Raw genomic sequence first — 19,371 nt, 5'->3', positions numbered from 1 at the left:
CGCAGGTCACGAGGGAAGGGAGCGGGAACCGGCAAATCTAGTTGACACCAGGCGGCAAATCTAGTTGACATTCAACAGGAAAGAGCACATCGAGTAGCGACTCGCCCATAGAGGTCTGCAACAAGGCGTCGCAGCGGTCGATTGTGGCGCGAAACATCGGCTGTGTGGCGTAGAGTTCTCGCCCCATCGCGGCGTACTGCGATCCCTGACCCGTGAACAAAAAGGCGACCCGAGGCCGGGCGTGACCGATGCTCCCCGTCACCAGGGCGGGGGTCTCGGCAGCGTCGAGGAAGGCCCGCAAGCCCGCCGCGAGTTCGGCAGCATCTGCGGCGACGAGGCCCAGCCGGTGGGCGAAGTGGTTGCGCCCGACGGCGGCGGAGGAGCAGAGATCCCCCAGATCGAGTCCTGGGTTGGCTTGCACATAATTGAGGTAACGAGCCGCCACGTCGGTCAAGGCCGCCGCGCTGCGGGCGGAGAGGGCCAGCAGGTGTCGGGTGCGATCAGGGCGAGGAGCGGCGGGCACAGAAGCGGGCGACCCATCGGACGGCGGTGCTTCAACGATGATGTGGGCATTGGTTCCGCTGATGCCGAACGAACTGATGCCCGCCACGCGCCTACCGGCTTTGTCGATGATGGGCCAGGAGCGAGCGGCGGTGGGAACCTCGATGGCAAACTCGTCCCACTCAATGTAGGGGTTCGGCGTATGGAAGTGGATCTGGGGCGGGATCTGCCCATGCTGCACCGCCAGCACCACCTTGACGAAGCCAGCGATACCGGCGGCTGCCTCCAGGTGGCCTATGTTCGACTTGACCGTGCCAACCAGCAGCGGCTCGGATCTTGCCGCCCCGAAGACGGCACCAAGGGCGCGCAGTTCGATCGGGTCGCCCAAGGGTGTACCGGTGCCATGGGTCTCGACGTAGGCAACCTCGTCGGGGGACACCCGGGCATGAACGAGAGCCTGGCGCACCAGTTTCTCCTGTGCCCGCTTATTGGGGACGGTCAGCCCGCTACTGGGGCCATCGTGATTGATCGCGCTGCCGCTGATCACCGCGAGCACCGTATCGCCGGCCGCACGGGCGTCACTCAGCCGCTTCAGGACAACCACCGCACCGCCTTCGCCCCGCCCGTAGCCGTCGGCAGCCCTATCGAAGGTCTTGCAGCGACCATCAGGCGAGAGAACCTGCATCTGCGAGAGCGCCACATGCATCGTTGGCGAGAGCATCAGATTGACGCCGCCAGCCAGCGCCATGTCGCACTCGCCCGAGCGCAGGCTCTGGCTGGCCAAGTGCAGCGCCACCAGCGACGACGAGCAGGCCGTGTCCACAGCCAAGGTCGGCCCCTGGAGGCCGAGCATGTAGGCCAAGCGCCCCGCCGCGAGGCTGTGTCCACCGCTGGTAATGGCGTAGGTGTCCAAGTCAGCCAAATCCCGGGCATCGTGGAGGCTACCGTACTGCCCTACCCCGATCCCGATAAAGACCCCGGTCTTGCTGTCAACAATGCTGTGCTGAGCGATGCCAGCCCGCTCCAGGGCTTCCCAACTCACCTCTAACAATAGCCACTGCTGGGGATCCATCGTGGCGGCCTCACGGGGCGCGATCCCGAAGAAGAGTGGGTCAAACTGCTCGGCGTTCGCCACAAAAGCGGCCTGGCGCGTGTACATTTTGCCCGGCTGCGGACGTCGGGGGTCGTAGAACTGATCGACATCCCAGCGCGACGCGGGGATCTCACCAACCATATCTGCGCCATCCTGAAGCAATTGCCAGAAGGCCTCGGGCGTATCGGCACCAGGGAAGCGACAGGCAATGCTGATCACCGCGATCGGCTCATCGGCGGGGATGCCCGCAGACGATGCAGTACGTGCGACCTCAACGGGCTGTGGCTCGACCATGGCCAACACCTCGACCAGCATGTAGCTGGCAAGGGCGTCAATACTGGGGTACTCAAAGGCGAGAGTCGAGGGGAGAGTTCGACCGCAGGCCCGCTCCAAGCGACGACGCAACTCTAGGGCGAGGAGTGAGTCCATGCCCAGATCGGTGAAGCCCGTCGCACTGTCGGGCGGGGCTGTCATGCCCAACAACTGCCCGACCGTCTGCTGAAGGTACGTCTGGAGGTGCCCCCGTCTGCGGGCGAGCGGGAGCGCCGCTAGTTCTTCCGCCAAAGCAGTCGGTACAAGGGTCGGCACAGGGGGCTGTTGGCGCACAAAGCGGGCCAGAAGCGGTCGCGCCGCGCCATCGGCGGCTGTAGCCGCAGACCAGTCAATCGCGACCACCCCGATCTGCCCGCCCGCAGAGAACAGGCGAGCCAGCGCGTGCAGCGCCGTGGTCGGTGCCATCGGTAGAACCCCAGCAAACGAGACGTGCTCTAGGCGTGCAGCCATGCCGGCCTCGCCCCAGATCCCCCAGTTGATACTCAGTGCCGGGAGACCCTCATGGCGGCGTTGGCGCGCCAGGCCGTCGAGAAAGGCATTGGCGGCGGCATAGCTACCCTGCCCCCCGTTGCCCATCAGGGCTGCCACCGACGAGAAGAAGACCATGAGATCCAGATCCAGATCACGAGTGAACTGGTGGAGCAGCCACCCCCCTGACACCTTTGCAGCGAGAGCAGAAGCGAACCGATCCCAACGCTGGTTGAGCAAGATGCCGTCGTCGATCACTCCCGCCGTGTGGAACACCCCTTTGAGCGGGTGCGATCCCGCTTTAATCACGGCGAAGAGCCGCTCCATTGCGTCGGGGTCGGAAACATTGGCTTGGGCGACCTCTACGGCAACCCCTCGATCCTTGAGGGCGGCAAGCGCCTCATGCGCCCCTGCATCTGCCACATTGCGCCGCCCGATCAAGAGCAAATGCCGCGCCCCGTGATCGGCAAGCATCTGGGCAACCAGCAGTCCCAGCGTTCCCAGGCCACCAGTGATCAGGTAGAGCGCGTCGGGGTGTATGATGACGCCCGAGGTTCCGGGTGCCCTGGCACGCGCCAGGCGGGCGACGTGGCGGACGCCCTCACGGTAGGCCACCTCCGTCTCGCCATCGGGACGAGCCTGGAACAATTCGGAAAAGAGGACTCCGGCTAACGCTGCGGGCTCGCTCAGATCAAGGTCAACCAAACCCCCGAAATGGTCGGGATGCTCCAGGCCGATCACGCGGCCTAGCCCCCAGAGCGCTGCCTGGGCCACCGCAACCGGCTGGGTCGGCACAAGTTGCTGGGCGTGCTGGGTCACGACCCAGAGGCGTGGCCCCGGGCCGGGCATGTCGGCAAGGGCCTGAGTCACCCGTAGTGCGCCGCCAAGGGTGCGCTGGTGGGCGGCTGCCAAGGCCCTGTTATCGAAGGCGTCGGGGGCGCACTCCCGATGATCCATGGCCCACAGGTAGACCACGCCGCGCAGGGGCACGGACCCCGACCGAGCGGCCCATCCCTCCAGTGCGGCCTCGTCCGCGACCACCTCAACCGACGCGCTGACCTCGCCCAGAAGCGCCGCCAGGGTCTCGCCCACCCCGCCCCGGTCGGTCAAAATCAGCCAGCGTCCTCCAGCGGCGGACGGAGCAACGACCAGCGGCTGAGCTTGCCGCTCCCACACCAACTCGTACAGCCACCCCTCGACCTCGGACGAGCGCTGCTGCTCGCTTCGTTCGGTTGCGAGAGCGGTCAGAATCCGTGCGGCGACCTGTTGCTCGGCAACGTCGAGAGCAGCCCGTTCTGCGACCCAGGCGGTCAGTTGCTCGATGCTCCGCCCATCGAGCCATCGCGCAAAGCCCTCATCAACGCCCGCAGCCTCAGCCCGGTCAAGACCCTGATCGATCCAGTAGCGCTGACGTTGGAAGGGGTAGGTCGGCAGAACGACCGGACACCGCCCGTAGGGGGCCTCGAAAGCCGACCAATCAACCGTAACCCCCTGGGTGTACAGGCTGCCCAGGCTCGTCAGCATCTGGAGCGTATCGCCCTGATCCTCCCGCAAACTGGGGAGCATCAGACCCTGAGGCGTGGCCTTCTCGCTCCCGACCTGTGCTGCCTCATCGAGCACCTGACCCGCCATGCTGAGAAGCGTCGGCTTCGGGCCGATCTCCACAAAAATCGTGCAGCCCATCTCCCGCAGTGTCAGCACGCCGTCGGCAAAGCGGATCGGATTGCGCAAATGCCGCCGCCAGTACAACGGGTCGGTCAGTTCCTCTGCGACCAACTGACCGGTCATGCTCGAGACCACAGGCAGTCGGGGCGGAGCGAGTGTGACCATACGCACGGCTGTTGTGAATCCGTCCAGGGCCGGGTCGAGCAGCGGCGAGTGGGCGGCGACAGGAATGTCGAGCACACGGGTCTTGAAGCCTGCCTCGGTCAGATAGGACGCGAGTCGGGCCACACTGTCCCGCCCCCCCGAGAGAACCAGGCTGCGTGCGCCATTGATTACGCCCACCGTCACATCAGCGTAGCCAGCCAGAAAGGGCGTGACTTCGGACTCCGAGGCTTGGACAGCCACCATCGCTCCGACGGCCGTCTCCATCAGACGACCCCGCTCGACCACCAAGCGCAGCCCGTCCTCTAGGGAGATCACCCCAGCGGTGTAGGCGGCGGCGAAATCGCCCAAACTGTGACCCAGCACAACGTCGGGTTCTACGCCCCAGGCACGCCAGAGGTCAACGAGGGCGCACTCCAAGGCAAAGGTGACCGCCTGCCCACACGGGTGTGATTGGAGCAGGTCGTTATGATTGGGTGCTGCCGACGGGTAGAGCAGTTCGATCAGGGAACGGCCCAGGCAGGCCCGTAAGACCCGGTCGCAGCGTTCCAGGGTCTCACGGAAAAGGGGCTGAGTTGCGTACAACTCGCGCCCCATCTGGAGATATTGGGCACCCTGGCCGGTGAAGAGGAAGGCAACGCGGGGCCTTGGACGCCCCTCAGGGATGTAGCCCTGGGTGATTTTAACAACTGATCTGCCAACAGCAAAAGCCCCAAGTTCGGCCCGCGCCCCATCAATGGACGTCGTGGCGAGGGCTATGCGGTGGGCGAAGTGGGTGCGTCCAGTGGTGGTCGTTGCGGCGATAGCGGGCAGATCGACATGCGTGTACGGGAGCAATGCCGTAGCGTACCGACCCGCCAGATCGCGCAGCGCCTCCTCACTCTGGGCGCTCAGGGTCAGCAGGTGAGCAGGACGCCACAGCCGCTGCGAACGCACCGGGGGCGGTGCGGCCTCGACAATAACGTGGGCGTTCGTGCCACTGAACCCGAACGAACTCACCGCACCTCGTCGGGGGCGAGCGGGGCCGGGTTCAGGCCACGGGCGACCTACCTCGGGGATGCTCACCGAGGTGGCAGCGAGGTGCGGGTTCAGGGTTTTGAGGTGGATGTGCGGCGGGATGAAGCCGTGCTGCAGCGACAGCACCACCTTAATCAGCCCGGCAATACCAGCAGCCGCCTCGGCGTGACCGATGTTAGTCTTCACCGAGCCTACGATCAGGGGATTGTCCAGCCCGCGATCCTGTCCGTAGACCGCTTCCAGAGCCTGAACCTCGATCGGGTCGCCGAGCGGAGTGCCAGTACCATGGGCCTCTACATAGCCAATGGCGCGAGGTTCGAGCCCGGCCTCCGCGAGGGCCTGACGGATGACCGCTTCCTGGGCCAAGCCGTTGGGGGCGGTCAGGCCATTGCTGGCCCCATCTTGGTTGATCGCGCTGCCCCTGATGATGGCAAGCACCGTATCGCCGTCAGTCAGGGCGTCCGAGAGGCGTTTGAGCACAACGACGCCGCAGCCCTCGCTGCGTACATAGCCATCGGCAGTTGCATCGAAGGTCTTGCAGCGCCCGTCGGGGGCCAGCATCGTCGCCTGCGAGAAAGCGATACTCACCTCAGGCGAGAGGAGCAGGTTGACGCCTGAGGCCAAGGCGAGGGACGACTCGCCGGATCGCAAACTTTGGCATGCGAGGTGTACTGCCACCAGTGACGACGAGCAAGCCGTGTCCACAACCAGCGCAGGTCCGGAGGTACCTAAGACATACGCGACTCGACCGGCCGCCACCGCACTCGATGTGCCCGTACCGAAATACGTGCTCAGATCGCCCTGCTTCGCCTGAAGGAGCTTGTAGTCATCACCGAAGATGCCCACATAGATCCCAGTGGCACTCCCCTTAAGCGCATCGGGGCTGATCCCGGCCCGCTCCAGCGCCTCCCAGTGGGTCTCTAGCAAGAGCCGTTGTTGGGGATCCATTGCGTGGGCCTCAACGGGGGCAATGCGAAAAAAGGCCGCGTCGAAGCCGGCAACCTCGTTGAGAAAGCCGCCGTAGGGGGTGCGAATCTGACCGGGCTGCTCACCGAGCAGGGCGCTCATGTCCCAACGGTCGGACGGAACCTCGGTAATGGCGTCAACACCGTGCGCAAGCAATTCCCAGAATGCCTCGGGGCTGGCGACCCCACCCGGAAAGCGGCACGCCATCCCGATGATCGCGATTGGCTCCGTACCCTGATCGGCCAGATCGTGCAACACGGCAACGGACGAGGAGGGTGCCGGATCAATCACCCGTTCGTCCAGGGTGTAGGCATGACGATCATGAGCCGGAGTGCTCGCGGCCTCCTGTGGTGGCGCAGCGGCAAGCCCGTGCCTGACAGCCACCGGAATCGATGCGGATGGCGTGACCCCATCCTCCGGTGCAGGGGCATCAACGGGCCTCGGCGTTACGCTGGGCGTTGACGCCGGGGTACGCTGAAGATACCCGATGAGCGCCTCGGGAGTGGGATAGCGAAAGAAGACTGTCGGCGCGATCTCGCACCCCAGAAGCTGATGCAAGATCAGCCGGAGCTCCAGCAACTCCACCGAGTCCAGCCCCAGCTCGCGCAGCGGGCGCCGCCGCACATATGCGCCGGACCGCGCGCTCCCCAGCACCTCCCGCACCGCCTGGTCAACCAGAGCCGGGATAGCGGCGGCCGGTGGCGCAACCGGATCTAGCCGACGGGCCTCCTGGCGGCGGGCGAGACGCGTGCGCAGATCGTTGTACTCGACCAGGACGCCCGTGCCGCGATTATCGTCGTCGGGCGGGCGATACCCCGCGATGACTCGGCTGATCTCGGCGCCGTGCGAGGCGTGGAAGTTGAGCACGGGGTCGACATGCTGGCCCCGCCCCGTGCGCAGCTGGATATAGTCCTCCATCGCGAGGTCCGCATGCTGCTGGTAGCTCTTGCAGCGGGTCACACCAACCACCCGCTCGATGCTCCCGTTCAGGGTGCAGAGCTGGAGCATAAACTCTAGGAGATGATCCCCCAGGGCATAATCTTGCGCCTCGGGCAACACATTGACCGCCAGAAGCTGGGTGATCGGGCCATTGGGAGCGTGCAAGGATGCCACCTCCCGGAAGTTACTATGGAGCAGGGCCTCGGTGGCAGTAATACGCTGGGAATAGATCACCCCTACCACCCGTTGCTCCAGCACAGCAACTAGATGCCCCTCGGGGTACTGCTCGACGCGCTGCTGAATCTCGGCTCTGGGAGCGCACAATGCCATCGGCCAGGTGGCCGCTTCAAGCGCCACTAACGTGTCAAGGTCCCCGATGGTAGGGCGGCGCACGTGATATGGGTAGGGCGTGAAGCGATCAAGCGCGAGGGCCGTATCGGAAGGGCGATCCAGGAGTTGAAGCAATCCTTCTGGAGAGGGAAAATAGCCCCAGCTGGCAAGCGTCACGAGCAGTTGCTCTGGCTGTTCCAACCAGATACCCTGCTTGGTGGGGAACAAATGCCTTCCCTCTTGATACGCCCATCCCTGATTGAGTAATAGGTTGCGTAATTCCTCGTCCATGCTATCCCCACGCTCACCAATAATGGATCAAACACCCCGTCAGCCTCTGAAGCGTGCTGGCTAGCGGTCGGGCGTCTTGGTCAGCAGAGCGACAGAGCTGTATGCATCGAGGTGTATATTGCCCGACCAAGACGCCTAAGCACGGTCACGACGAGGTAGCCCTTGTTGCTGGTACGCGTAAAATACTAAACGAACGCCTCAGAAGCGCCTTAAATCAGGATTGGGGGGAGCCGGGAGCAGATCCGGGGCTGTTGGGGGGCAGTGAGGGTCACTGGTCGGCTGAGGAGCGCGCTGTGATCTGGAGATCAAGCATAAGGAAGAGCGTGTTCAACGATAATGAGAACTGCCGGTCGGATGTTCTAGTTGACATTTAACAAGAGCGGATCAAAGTGGCATGCGCTCGCCCACTGAGTACCATTCTGAGTACCATTTGGCCGGTCAGCGTCAGTCAGCGTCAGTCGCGGTGTGTCCGGATTTGTGAAGCTTGCACAGCGTTGCAAAGCGGAACGATGCAGGACTGGTCTTGACAGAGATAGGCGCTGACAACACGCTATTCGGTCCTTCCAAGCAGATGGTCGCGCGTTCGAGTCGCGTCGCCCGCTCCACAGTTTAGGGCATTAGGAAGCGAAATCCCGCCGGGGCCTCCGGCGGGATTTTGGGTTCATGTAGCCAAGTTTGTAGCCAAAGTTCAAGAGTCTGCTCTCGTGTCCCTGCGTCTGTAGCCATGTGCCCCTTCGGATGGCTACAGATAACTCGCTGCGCCCGTGCGGCAAACGCACGGCAAAGCTGTGCGCATGAGGAAGTGAGACGAGATTCATTTCTCCATGTAGCCCCGTGTGGAGCCGAGCTCGCGGGTGTGACAGGGAGTGTGACACCTCTGCCGTATGCTGAACGTACGCCAACGACATGGCCCAGTTCGCGCTGCTCAAGACGCAGGTGCGCATGCCTGCCGCGCAGAAGCAGATTGCGGCGGCCCTGGCCAACGCCGCCGTGCGCTCCGGACGGCCGTCCGCCGAGCTTGAGGAGCTGCTGGCACCCACCTACGGCCTGGATAGAGTTGCCCTGCGGCGCGAGGTGCTCGGCGGCGCGACCGTCGAGCTCGTGGTCACCGGGGGCGTCGAACTGCGCTACTAACGCGCCGATGGGAAGAAGCTCGCCACAGCGCTGAAAGCGCTGAAGGCCGCGCACGCTGTATCGCAGCGCCGTCGAGGGAGCCACGCTCGACGATTGGGTGATCGTTAACCAGGCCCTGGCGGTTGAGGATGATCCGGCGCAGTGGCGCACGCTGCTCGCCGATGCGCTCCAGCAGGCCCGGCTCTGACGAGAGCCGCTGCACTGCTGTGCGCAGGCCATATACCGTCAAAGGGTTTCACTACCATACCATGGCCTGCTGGATGCCCGCGTGCGCGGGCATGCCATGGGGATGACGCGGGCATAACCGGTGGGACGGCCCACCATGTCGTTCCCGCGCACGCGGGAACCCAGGACTCGGCCATCCTGCGCCAACCACGGCGTGGCCCGCACCGCTCCGGTGGGGGCTGTATCAGACAGCCTTGCAGCGGGCAGGTGAAACCCTTTGACGGCCATATGCCCAGGGGCCCGCCGGGGTATAATACAGAGAGTACCCTGTCGCTACCGCTGGAGCTCGATCATGGCAACCTCAGACCGTTCTGTGACCCTTGCCCCTGACCTCACCCTTTGCCGCACCCTCACCGGGATGTGGCAGGTTTCGGGCGCCCACGGCGCTATTGACCCGGCTGCCGCCGTGCAGGCGATGCTCAGCTATCACGACGCTGGCCTGACCACCTGGGACCTGGCCGACCATTACGGCCCAGCCGAAGATCTGATCGGCGCGTTTCGGCGCGCCCTCGCCGCCCAGCGTGGCAGCGCGGAGTTGGCCCGTGTGCAGGCGCTCACAAAGTGGGTGCCGCAGGCAGGGCCGGTGCGCCGCGCTCAGGTGGAGGCCGCGATCGATCGCTCCCGCCGACGGATGGGCGTTGACACGCTCGATCTCCTGCAATTTCACTGGTGGGAATATGCCGACCCGGGGTATCTCACCGCGCTCGATCACCTGGCCGAGCTGCGCGAGCGTGGCTGGATCGCCCATCTCGCGCTGACGAACTTCGATACGCAGCGGCTGCGCGAGATCCTCGATCGGGGTATCCCGATTGTCTCGAACCAGGTGCAGTACTCGCTCGTAGATCTGCGCCCGTCGCGGCAGATGGCGCAGCTCTGTGCAGAGCGCGGGGTTGGCCTGCTCGCCTATGGCACGCTTTGCGGTGGCCTGCTGAGTGAGCGCTACGTCGGCGCCCCTGAGCCGAGCCGGGCCGATCTGACCACCGCAAGCCAGCGCAAGTACAAGCAGATGATCGACCTCTGGGGCGGCTGGGCACTCTTTCAGGAGCTGCTCGCCACACTCAAGGCCATCGCTGAGCGGCGCGGAGCGAGCATCGCGCCGGTCGCCCTGCGGGCAATCCTTGATCAGCCCGTTGTCGCCGGGGTGATTGTCGGTGCGCGCCTGGGGGTCAGCGCCCACATCCCGGAGACCCTCGGGGTGGCTGAGCTGAGTCTGACCGACGAGGATCGCGCAAGCATCGTGGCGGTACAGGCACGAGGCGCCGACCTGCTGCACCGCATCGGCGACTGTGGCGATGAGTATCGTCGGTAGGCCTGCGCCAGCTTCGCGACCGGCCTGCGGCTAGAGCGCATCGGTGGTGGTGTCGTCATGCTCGTCGGCTGGATCAGCGGGAACGGTATCGTCCTGATCGTCAATCGGCTGATCGTCCGCATCGTCCTCGTCGTCAATTTCTGAGCTTGGCACCTCGTCAATGTCATCGGCAAGCCCTGCCATCTGATCAGTCGCGTCGCGCAAGACATTGGGCAGCAGATGACCATAGACGTTCAAGGTTGTTGTGATATTCGCATGACCCAGGATTTCCTGGATCGCCTTGGGATGCACCTTGTAGCTGATGAGCAGCGAGGCACACCAGTGGCGCAGATCATGGAAGCGCGTCGACTCCGGCAGGCCGGCCCGCTTGAGTGCCGCTTTGAAGTGCCGGATCAGATTGCTTGGCTCGATTGGCGTCCCACATTCTGATGGAAACAGGTAGCCTTGCTCTTCCCAATTGTCGCCAGCGCTCAACCGCTCAGCTTCCAGCCGCTCCAGGTGAGCGCGGAGTACGCGGGCGACTGGCTCGGGGACAGGAAGCGTGCGCTGGCTCGACTCGGTCTTCGTATTGCTCCGCACCAGCTCCTTTCCGACGCGCTGGAGTGAGCCATCAACGGTGAGAGTCTTTGCGACAAGATCGAGGCTCTCGATCTTGAGCCCGAGCACCTCCCCTTTCAAGATACTGCTGGTTTATTCACCACGAGCGGCCCGCTCAGGCACAGGACTCGACAAGACGGGCAAAGGATGACTGGCGGGTCACGGCGCGGGGGATTTCCTGGATCCAGGCGAATACCCGGACGAGATTGATCGCAATCGCGACGAGGATGTGCTGCAGATGCGTCTTCGCTTGCCCTCGATAGCGTGCAGAGCGCAGCCCAAAGGCACGAACACCTTGCGACAAGGTGCCTTCAATCCCCGACCGGGCCGCATACAACTCCTTGAACGCTTCGGTGACCTGACGCTTTCGAGCGTGCTGCAACGCCTCGTGCTGATCCTGGGGCCGCAGGCGCATCGTGCGCGGCCCCGTTTTGGCCTGTGTACAACGCGGACGCACGGGGCAGTCCCGGCAATCGTCGGGGTCAAACTGCACGGCGATGATGTCTTGGCGCACGCCTTGGGTGTCCACGCCTGGGGTCCAGCGCACACGCACCTTCCCTGCCGGGCAGATGACCTGCTGGGCCTCCCAATTGATGGCAAAACACCGCAGATCCAAGCCATCCGGCTGGCGGGCTTGCCAACTATTGTCGCTCAGCGCGGGGCCGACCAGATCGATGTCCTGCTGCTGGCTGGCGACCAGCACCTCGGACGCCACATAGCCCGTATCGACCAAATGTTCTGTCGGCAGCAGATCGCGCTCGGCCAAATGAGCATGGATGGTCTCGGTCACGCCGACATCATTGGTCGTGGAAGGGGTCGTCTCCACATTGGTCATCAGATGGGGCTGGTCATCGTCACAGGTCTCGCTCAGATGCACCTTGTAGCCCGTCCACGAGGTTTCGCGCTTCGTGGCAAAGCGGGCTTCGGTCTCGTAGGGCGAGGTGAGCAGCAGGGCATGGGGCGGCAGGTCGTCGCGGCTCCGCCAGCGCACATCGTGCGGGCCGTCGTCCTGCTGGAGCCAGATCTGCCGCAGGATCTGCACCGCCGGGCGTTGCCACCGATCCGGGGGGGCATCTGCCGCAAAGACGGCGTTCAACAGGGCATCGCCATCCGTCCCAATCGTGACTTCTAGGAGCTTGCGGTCTTCGGTCGCTTTGGGCAAGCGATACTCCTCGACGCGCACCGCGTAGCGCTCGGCCCATGCCGGGTCAAGGTGGGCGAGCAGCCAATCAGGTGCAACCTCGGCCAGATCGTTCAAGGCGGCGCGCAGCGTTTCGCCGACCAGGGCCAGTCGGCTCAGGGTGCGCAACTGGCCCAGGACGTGGGTCGAATCGCTGCGCTGGCGTCCGCGTTCCTTCAGCAACTTCGCGTCTCCCAAGGTATCGAGCACGATCGTCAAGAGCCGTTCTTCCGCCCCCGAAGCCAGCAACCGGGCGCGAAACGTGCTCAGGATGCTGGCCTCAAAGCCCGGGTCATCAAGGTCAAGCGCCAGAGCATATTTCCAATCCAACCGGGCACGAACCGCCTCGGCCGCGTCGGCATCGGACAACCGCTCGATATGTTGGAAGACCAAGACCAAGGCCAGCCGGGCCGGGGACTCTGCCGGACGACCGTGATGGATATACAGATCCGCGAAGTCTGGATTGGTGAAGATCGGCCCCAGTTTCTGCGCAATCGTCAGGTACAGATTGCCCTTGGGGAACGACCGCTCGGCAGCCTCGGCCGTCGCCGCTGGCACAAGATACCACAAGGTCTGGTGGCAAGTCATCGTTCACCCCTCTCTTTCTATCCTGATATGGTGGTTCGTGTTTCATCCTCGCAGATGAGGACATGGTACACCACAGGCCCGCAGAGTACGAATAAACCAGCAGTATCTTGAAAGGACCAACTCCCCCCACGTGCTGATGCTCTTGTTCGAGGTGATGATCGTCGCGCCTCGCTCGTAGCGTCCGCTCACCAGTTCGTACCGTACGGGGCCCAGCTGCGGGTCAATGCTCAGGTAGCCAAACTCATCCAGGATCAACACCTGGCAGCGCAGCAGCGGCTGGAGCAGGCCACGGATGGCGGCCCGATTCGGGGCGGCCAACACCTGGTTCCCCAGGTGCTGCGCCGTCAGAAAGCGCACACTGTAGCCGAGTTGCACCATGCGCGTGCCCGCCGCAATCGCGAGGTGGGTCTTCCCCAGACCACTTGGCCCAATCAGGATCAAGTTCCCCGCTTGCTCGACCAACCCGCTATCGAAGGAGCGCATCATCACTGATCGCTTCAACTCGGGACGGGCCTGCCAGTCGAATTGCTCCAGGGTGGCGAGATACGGGAAGCCCGCCTGCTGAATCCGTCGCCGGATCTGGTTCTCGTGCCGTCCCAGCAGTTCCTCGGCGAGCAACTCGTCCAGAAACTCGCCATACCCTAACTGGTGCTGCTCGGCCTGCGTAATGGCGCTCGCCACCACCGCCCGCATCCGCCCGAGCTTGAGGTGGGTCAATTTCTGTTCCACCGCGCTGATGACACTCATACCGCACCTCCTTCCGGCGTGTGGTGGTTGGTAACGTACTGCTCGTACTGATCCAAGCTCCGTTCCACGTCGGATTGGGGGAGCACCAGCGCGGGTGACTCGCCGAGGATGGGCGCGGGGCGCGGGGCCAACTGCCAGGGCGTGGGCTGGGTGAGGATGGCCTGCACATACTCCACGCCGTAGGCGTGCTGGTCGTGCGCCAGTTCGACCGCCGCCAAAAACGCTGCCATCCCGACCTGCTGAGCCAGGTCGTAGAGGGCCAGAATCTGCGGTTCCATGGCCGCATAGCGGCGGCGGCAGAGCTCGCTCACAGAGGCGGCCAGCTGGGGCGACCGCTGGACCAGCCAATCGCGGTAGGCCATCACGCGGGCGCGGGGCTTGCGGACAAAGACCGGCTCGTAGTGCTCCGGAATCACGCTGCGCTGCTTGCGGCCAGTGGCCCGCGGATGGGTGGCGAGCAGGGTCTCGCCGTGGGAGAACGCGATCCGCGTGGCGTGGATACGGGCGGTCAGCACCATGCCCACAGAGGCGACGGGCACCGAAGAGCGATTGGTCGCGATGGCAACGAGGCTCTCACGCGAGACCGTGACCGTCTCGAACCAGCCGTCATCGTGCGCCACGTCCGGGAGTGGCTTGAACTGCGGCTCTTCCTCGGCCAGCCGCACCAGCGGGGCTTGTTCGGTCGCCGCCGACAGGCGCACCCCATTGACCCGCTCAAGCCAGGCGGCGGCCTCCTGCGCGAGGTCGGCATCATCGTGGAACGTGCGCCCGAGCAGGAAGTTCTGCTTGACGAACTTGACAAGGTTCTCGACGGAACCCTTCTGGTTGCCCGCCCCAGGGTCACAGGCGTGGGGATGGAAGCCAAACTCGGCGGCGAGCTTGGCATAGGCGGGATGCCAACGCGGCTGATTGGCCTCGTCACGTGCGAGCACGACGGTCTTCATGTTGTCGGTGGTCACGACCCAAGGCACCCCGTGGAGAGCGACAAACACGGCGATGAGACAGCGCAGGAGGGTTTCCTCACGCATGTCAGTGGTAAAGCGCACCCACATCCAGCGGCTATACTTGAGACGCGCCGCGAAGAAATAACGGGTCTGGCGAGCAAGGTCGGAGCGCGTAAAGGGAAACTGCCGCACCTCTCCCCAATCGATCTGGAGCAACTCACCGGGCAGGCCCTCAAAGGCAATGGGCACCTGGCTGGGCAGGCGCATCCGAGCCCGCTTGAGCGGACGGACATAGTTAGAGAAGGCGGCCGGGCCACCGGTGTAGGGGTGCTCCGGGTGCTGGCGGGCCGCCTCCAGCATGCGCTGGACGGTCCACTGCGCGGCCAGCCAGGTCTCGATCTGGTCATGAAAGACCGCAATGGTGCTGGTGCGCTGACGCGGGGCCGCCTGCTGGTCAATGGGTTCGCGCAAGGCCCGGGCCACCGTATCACGGTGGAAACCGGTCGCGTCCGCAATCTGGGACTTGGTCCACCCCTTCTGATGGAGATAGTGGATTGTTGAGCGGTCCATAAAGTTGAGCATCCTCTCCGTCACCCTTCTGGCTCGTCCGGACAGACTGTTCAGAATGGTACCGAACAGAGGTCAGAACGGCCAGCGGCTGACGCTTGAGTGCCGATTTTTACACTGTAAAAGTGCCGAGTCTTAAACTGTAGTTTACAGGCCTGCGGCAGCGTCGAGCCGGGCCGGGTTATAGTGGCCCCGGCGGAGCCTTGGGCCGGGCCTGCGGCAGCGTGGTGCCGGGGATGCGTGCGCCGGATGCGCACGACCTCACCCTGCGCCAGTCTCGATCGTTGCCTCCCTCCTCGTCGTGACGACAGGCGACCTTGATGCGTGCCCAAGCACGATCGCCGCCTGCCCTCCTCGGCGGATTCTGCTGGCCGAGGTGGCGCACTGTGGTCGAACGTACCGCGCCACAGGCGCGGTGTTGCTCAGGGCGTTTTCCGAGCTCTCCCACAGAAGGAAGATCAATGTGTGTTCATGAGGAAGCGAGCGGAGCATTGCCTGACCAAGCCGATGCCAAGCGAGCGTTGGAAATTGCGGTGGCCGGGGGCCACCATCTTACGCGGCGCGACGACGGCGCCCCAGCGCCGCGCCGCGCGCTGCGGCAGGCCTGCGGCCAAGCCCAGCCGCAGCGCACGCTCCCCTGCGTGCCACCCCCAGACCCCGTACGCCACCAGGGCCGCGATCACCAGCCCGCACCGCACCGCCAGCGTCAACGGATGCGGTGACATGTTTCACCTCCCTCAGGGCGCGCTCCCGGTCGCCCGGAGCCCCGCGAGGAAGGCCCGCAGCAGGCGCAGGAAGCTCGTGTCGCGGTCGAGGGCCAGGCCAAATCCGCCCGCCTGTTCCAGGGTGGCGAAGCCGTGGGCGATGCTGCGTAGCCCCCGCACCGCGTGGATGGTGCCCGCCTCGCCCAGTTCGTAGGGCGCCAACACCGTGACCACCACCCCCACGACCCAGGCGCTGAGCGCCTGGAGCTCCGCGTCGTCCGGGGCTGGTGCGCGGACGGTGGCCGCGTAGCGCCCCGGGTGGGCCAGGACATAGGCCCGGTACGCCTGGGCCACCGCCAGCACTGCGTCGTCGCCGGCCTTGCCCACCGCCGCGTCGCGCAGGCACGTGCCCAACTCGCGGATGCCGAGCACAGCCAGCTCGCGCTGGAGGCCCGGCAGCCCATCCACGTGGTTGTACAGGGAAGGCAGCTTCACGCCGAGCCGGGCGGCCACCTGGGCCAGGGTCAGCGCTGCTAGCCCGTGGGCGTCGGCCAGCTCAGCGGCCACCGTCACCACCCGCTCCTGAGTGATCCCCGCGCTACGCGCCATAGGAACGCGTCTCCCCCAAGCCACGTGCTGCCGCCGCAATGGCCTGATCCAGGGCGGCGAGCGGCTGCTCCAGCACGTCGCCGTGGCCGACGGCGAGGCGGGTCGGCGCCAGCGCACGCAGGCGGCGGGCGGTCGCCAGGGCCGTGGGGCGGTGCCAGGTCGCCAGGGCCGGGAAGGGGAAGAGCGGGCGGAGCGTGCCGGCTACCGCCAGTCCGGCGCGGGTCTGGAAGGCGTCACCAGCGATCAATGTGCCGTCGCGGGGGTCAAGCAGGGCCAGGTGGCCGGGGGTGTGGCCCGGCGCGTCGATGACCTGCAGCGAGCCGACCCGGTCGCCGTCGCTCAGCGTCGCCGTCGGGCGGGTCGTCGTGGTCTGGTAGCCGCCCCGCAGCGGCGTCTGGGGCTCGTCAGGGTCGAGGTGCCTATCTCCGGCCAGAAAGCGTGCGTCGCGGGCGGAGATCAGCACCGCGGCCGCCGGCAACAGCTGGTGCAGCGCGTCGAGTGAGCCCAGGTGGTCGCCGTGGGCGTGGGTGAGCACGATGCGCCGGATGGGCTGGCCGAGCCGCTCGGCGGCAGCGAGAATGGCGGGCGCGCTGCCGGGGATGCCGGTATCGATCAGGGTCAGGCCGTCGTCCTCGCGGACGAGGTAGCAGTTGACCGGGAAGACGCGTGGGAAGCGCGTGAGCTGGGTCAGGTACGCGCCGTACGTCGTGTTTCGCATCGAGAGCCTCCGAGATAAAACTAATATAACTAGACTATAGACTAATAATATTAGTTTGTCAAGAGGTCATATCAACCACCAGCGAAGCAGGCGTCGTACCATTGAAGCAGTCCTTCCGACCAACCTTCAAGGAGGCTATAATGTGGTCGAGCAGCATTGCTCGCATCGGAGGAAAACTTCGCCATGCAGCCCAGAACCACGGCGAACGCCGTGGCAAGGAACCGGGCGCGACGTTGAAGCCGACTCGTCCGCGCAAGCGTGCTGGGAGCAGAGACTTGGCGAACACCAGCAACAGCCCGCATACCGCCGAGTTAGTGCTCTCGCGGCAGATTCGGGGCGATCTCTTCACCATCATTGACAAAACCATTGATTTGCTCTGGGCACGCACCGAACATCGCACGGAGATCATTGGCTCAGAGCGGGTTGAAGTGCATGCCTATCCGATGGCTGTGCTGCGCGAGCTCACGGTGAACGCGGTTGTCCACCGGGATTGGAGCTACGCCGGGAGTTATATTCGCATTCAAATGTTCCCGGATCGGATCGAGTGGATCAGTCCCGGTGGGTTCGCTGGCCGGATGACCAATCTGACGGTCGAGAGTCTGGTCTATGCCCAGGTTTCACGCAATCCGGCCATTGCACAAGTCTTATACCACGCCGGAAAGGTTGAATCCTTTGGCATGGGCATCGATACGGTGCTCCGAGCGCTGCATGAAAATCAGTGCGTCAAACCAGAACTGTTTGAGAATGGGGATATCTTTCTCTTCCGCGTCTGGGGCAAACCGCTCCGGCAGGAACGCCAGCCCGCCCTTGCCATGCTCACCCCGCGCCAGCGACGCATTGTGACAGAAATCAGCGTGCGTGGCGCGTGTACCAGTACCGATCTGCAGCAGGCGTTGAACGAGCATGTGCGCACAATCCAACGCGAACTCAAAGCGTTGCTTGAGCACCAGATCCTCGTTGCCGAGGGCACGACGAGTAACCGCCGGTATCGCCTGGAGAGCCGCGAACGATAAGGGCGACGGAGAGGTGTCGCAAGCGTGTCGCAAGCGTGTCGCAAGTGTCGCAAGTTGTCGCAAGTTGTCGCAAGCTCGTCGGGGATTGGCGGAAGAATCGCTTGAGGTTGTCGCAAGATCCTGCTAGAATCAGGGCAGGAAGAAGCGGTACGCAACGGAAGAGGTTCGCCCGAGGATGCGCCATGAACCAGCGAGCGCACAAGGGCGGGCACGAACGAACCGCTGCGCGTGCCGTATGTGCCGCCTTCGAAGCCACCGCAGATGCCGCCCCTGGGTCGTCAGGTGGCGCGAACGCCCATCTGCGGATGGACACCCTGGCGGAGGTATGCACTGACCCAACGAACCATTCCACGCCCGTGGTCAACCGCTCACCCCTCGAAGCCCCCATCCTGAACCAGCCCAACCAGGGCAGCGACGCAGGGGGGAGCGGGCCTGCGCCAGACCGCTTGATGTCAGCCGCAACTCGTCCGCTGACGGATGCACCGGTCGCCCCGCCCTCCAAGCCAACGCTGAACTCAGCAGAGAGCGACGGGCAGGCCCCGTGGACGCCACCCGTTGCGCCCGACGCTGAGCGTGTGGGCGCTGATCCATCCAGGATCGATCCCCCCCCATGTGGAATCATGACTCTATGCAGCAGCAGCATGGGCGGGTCGCAAGTTCAGCCAGCGAAGGTTTCAGCTTCGTCCAACGGCTGCTCCAGGCCTTTCCCGAGGCTGATCTGGCCTTGCTCACGGCATGGGCTCACAATCCGCTGGTGAACGAATGTGCCGCAGTGCTGGCGGCCCTGCGGGGCTTTCCGACCGCCACCCTGGAAGCGTGGCAACAGGATCTGGCTGCGGCCCGGAGCCGCCCAAACATTGTGCTCCCTGAGGGCCTCGTGCTGGCATGTTGGAGCCGGGGCGAGCGGGTGAATGCGGCCCGGGTGCGTTCCAGTACTCCCCCCCAGGCGCCACCGCGTCAGGAGCGCCGACGGCCCCAACCAGCAGCACCGCGGGCCTATGACGCTGCTCGGGTACGAGCGCAACTCACGCTGGCCGCTGCGCTCGATGGGGCACCGAACCCCACGGAGGGCGGTAGCCTGGAGCCGCCCTCCCCAGCGCGGGCCACAACCCGGGAGGAACCCCTGGTTCCAGCCACCCCCCAGCACGGGTGCGCAGCCTGGCCTGGTGGTGCTGTCAAGGCCGGTTTATTTTTGGCTCTCCCGCACTTTCCGTGCAGGAGGCGTCGCTCAGGAAGCGCGAGCGAGGACGCGGCGACGGAGCAGGTCAAAC

The 19,371-nt window shown here is 64.8% G+C and carries 11 protein-coding genes and 1 pseudogene; 4 read left to right on the top strand and 8 right to left on the bottom strand.

The window, feature by feature from the left end:
- Positions 1-37: 37 nt before the first annotated feature.
- The gene (locus tag EKD05_RS23175) at positions 38-7,765 is read right to left on the bottom strand and encodes a type I polyketide synthase (protein ID WP_129677644.1); all 7,728 of its coding nucleotides are present in this window, start codon (positions 7,763-7,765) and stop codon (positions 38-40) included.
- Positions 7,766-8,671: 906 nt separating this feature from the next.
- Between EKD05_RS23175 and EKD05_RS23170 the strand changes: the two genes are divergently transcribed.
- On the top strand, positions 8,672-8,899 hold the full coding sequence (locus EKD05_RS23170; protein ID WP_129677641.1) for a hypothetical protein: 228 nt from the start codon (positions 8,672-8,674) through the stop codon (positions 8,897-8,899).
- Between the two features lie 517 nt (positions 8,900-9,416).
- On the top strand, positions 9,417-10,433 hold the full coding sequence (locus EKD05_RS23165; protein WP_129677639.1) for an aldo/keto reductase: 1,017 nt from the start codon (positions 9,417-9,419) through the stop codon (positions 10,431-10,433).
- A gap of 30 nt (positions 10,434-10,463) precedes the next feature.
- Here EKD05_RS23165 and EKD05_RS23160 read toward each other — a convergent pair whose 3' ends face one another.
- The 7 genes from EKD05_RS23160 to EKD05_RS23130 all read right to left on the bottom strand — a co-directional run bounded on the left by EKD05_RS23160 (position 10,464) and on the right by EKD05_RS23130 (position 17,087).
- Positions 10,464-11,111: a site-specific integrase gene (locus EKD05_RS23160; RefSeq protein ID WP_165360919.1), complete on the bottom strand. Its 648-nt coding sequence runs from the start codon at positions 11,109-11,111 to the stop codon at positions 10,464-10,466.
- 34 nt (positions 11,112-11,145) lie between these two features.
- A complete protein-coding gene (locus tag EKD05_RS23155) occupies positions 11,146-12,798 on the bottom strand; it encodes an IS1182 family transposase (protein ID WP_129677634.1) in 1,653 nt (550 codons plus the stop codon).
- 42 nt (positions 12,799-12,840) lie between these two features.
- Positions 12,841-13,545, bottom strand: a complete 705-nt coding sequence (locus EKD05_RS23150; RefSeq protein WP_129677632.1) for an ATP-binding protein — start codon at positions 13,543-13,545, stop codon at positions 12,841-12,843.
- On the bottom strand, positions 13,542-15,071 hold the full coding sequence (istA, locus tag EKD05_RS23145) for an IS21 family transposase (protein ID WP_129677630.1): 1,530 nt from the start codon (positions 15,069-15,071) through the stop codon (positions 13,542-13,544). The genes EKD05_RS23150 and istA overlap by 4 nt, the downstream gene beginning before the upstream one ends.
- Positions 15,072-15,514: 443 nt before the next feature.
- Positions 15,515-15,781, bottom strand: coding sequence for a DUF2568 domain-containing protein (locus EKD05_RS23140; protein ID WP_129677629.1), 267 nt, complete (start codon positions 15,779-15,781; stop codon positions 15,515-15,517).
- Between the two features lie 12 nt (positions 15,782-15,793).
- Entirely contained in the window at positions 15,794-16,369 is a 576-nt protein-coding gene (locus tag EKD05_RS23135; protein ID WP_129677628.1) for a TetR/AcrR family transcriptional regulator, read from the bottom strand.
- Entirely contained in the window at positions 16,359-17,087 is a 729-nt protein-coding gene (locus EKD05_RS23130) for an MBL fold metallo-hydrolase (protein ID WP_129677626.1), read from the bottom strand. The genes EKD05_RS23135 and EKD05_RS23130 overlap by 11 nt, the downstream gene beginning before the upstream one ends.
- 140 nt (positions 17,088-17,227) lie before the next feature.
- Between EKD05_RS23130 and EKD05_RS23125 the strand changes: the two genes are divergently transcribed.
- Positions 17,228-18,100, top strand: a complete 873-nt coding sequence (locus EKD05_RS23125; RefSeq protein WP_129677624.1) for an ATP-binding protein — start codon at positions 17,228-17,230, stop codon at positions 18,098-18,100.
- Between the two features lie 628 nt (positions 18,101-18,728).
- Positions 18,729-19,371: pseudogene (locus tag EKD05_RS23120) on the top strand (hypothetical protein); the annotation flags it as partial.

Origin of the sequence: Candidatus Chloroploca sp. Khr17, assembly GCF_004138165.1 — a bacterium.
In the GTDB taxonomy this organism is placed as follows: domain Bacteria; phylum Chloroflexota; class Chloroflexia; order Chloroflexales; family Chloroflexaceae; genus Chloroploca.
Note: the sequence above shows the minus strand (reverse complement) of the source record. Positions and strands in the feature narration are given on the sequence as shown.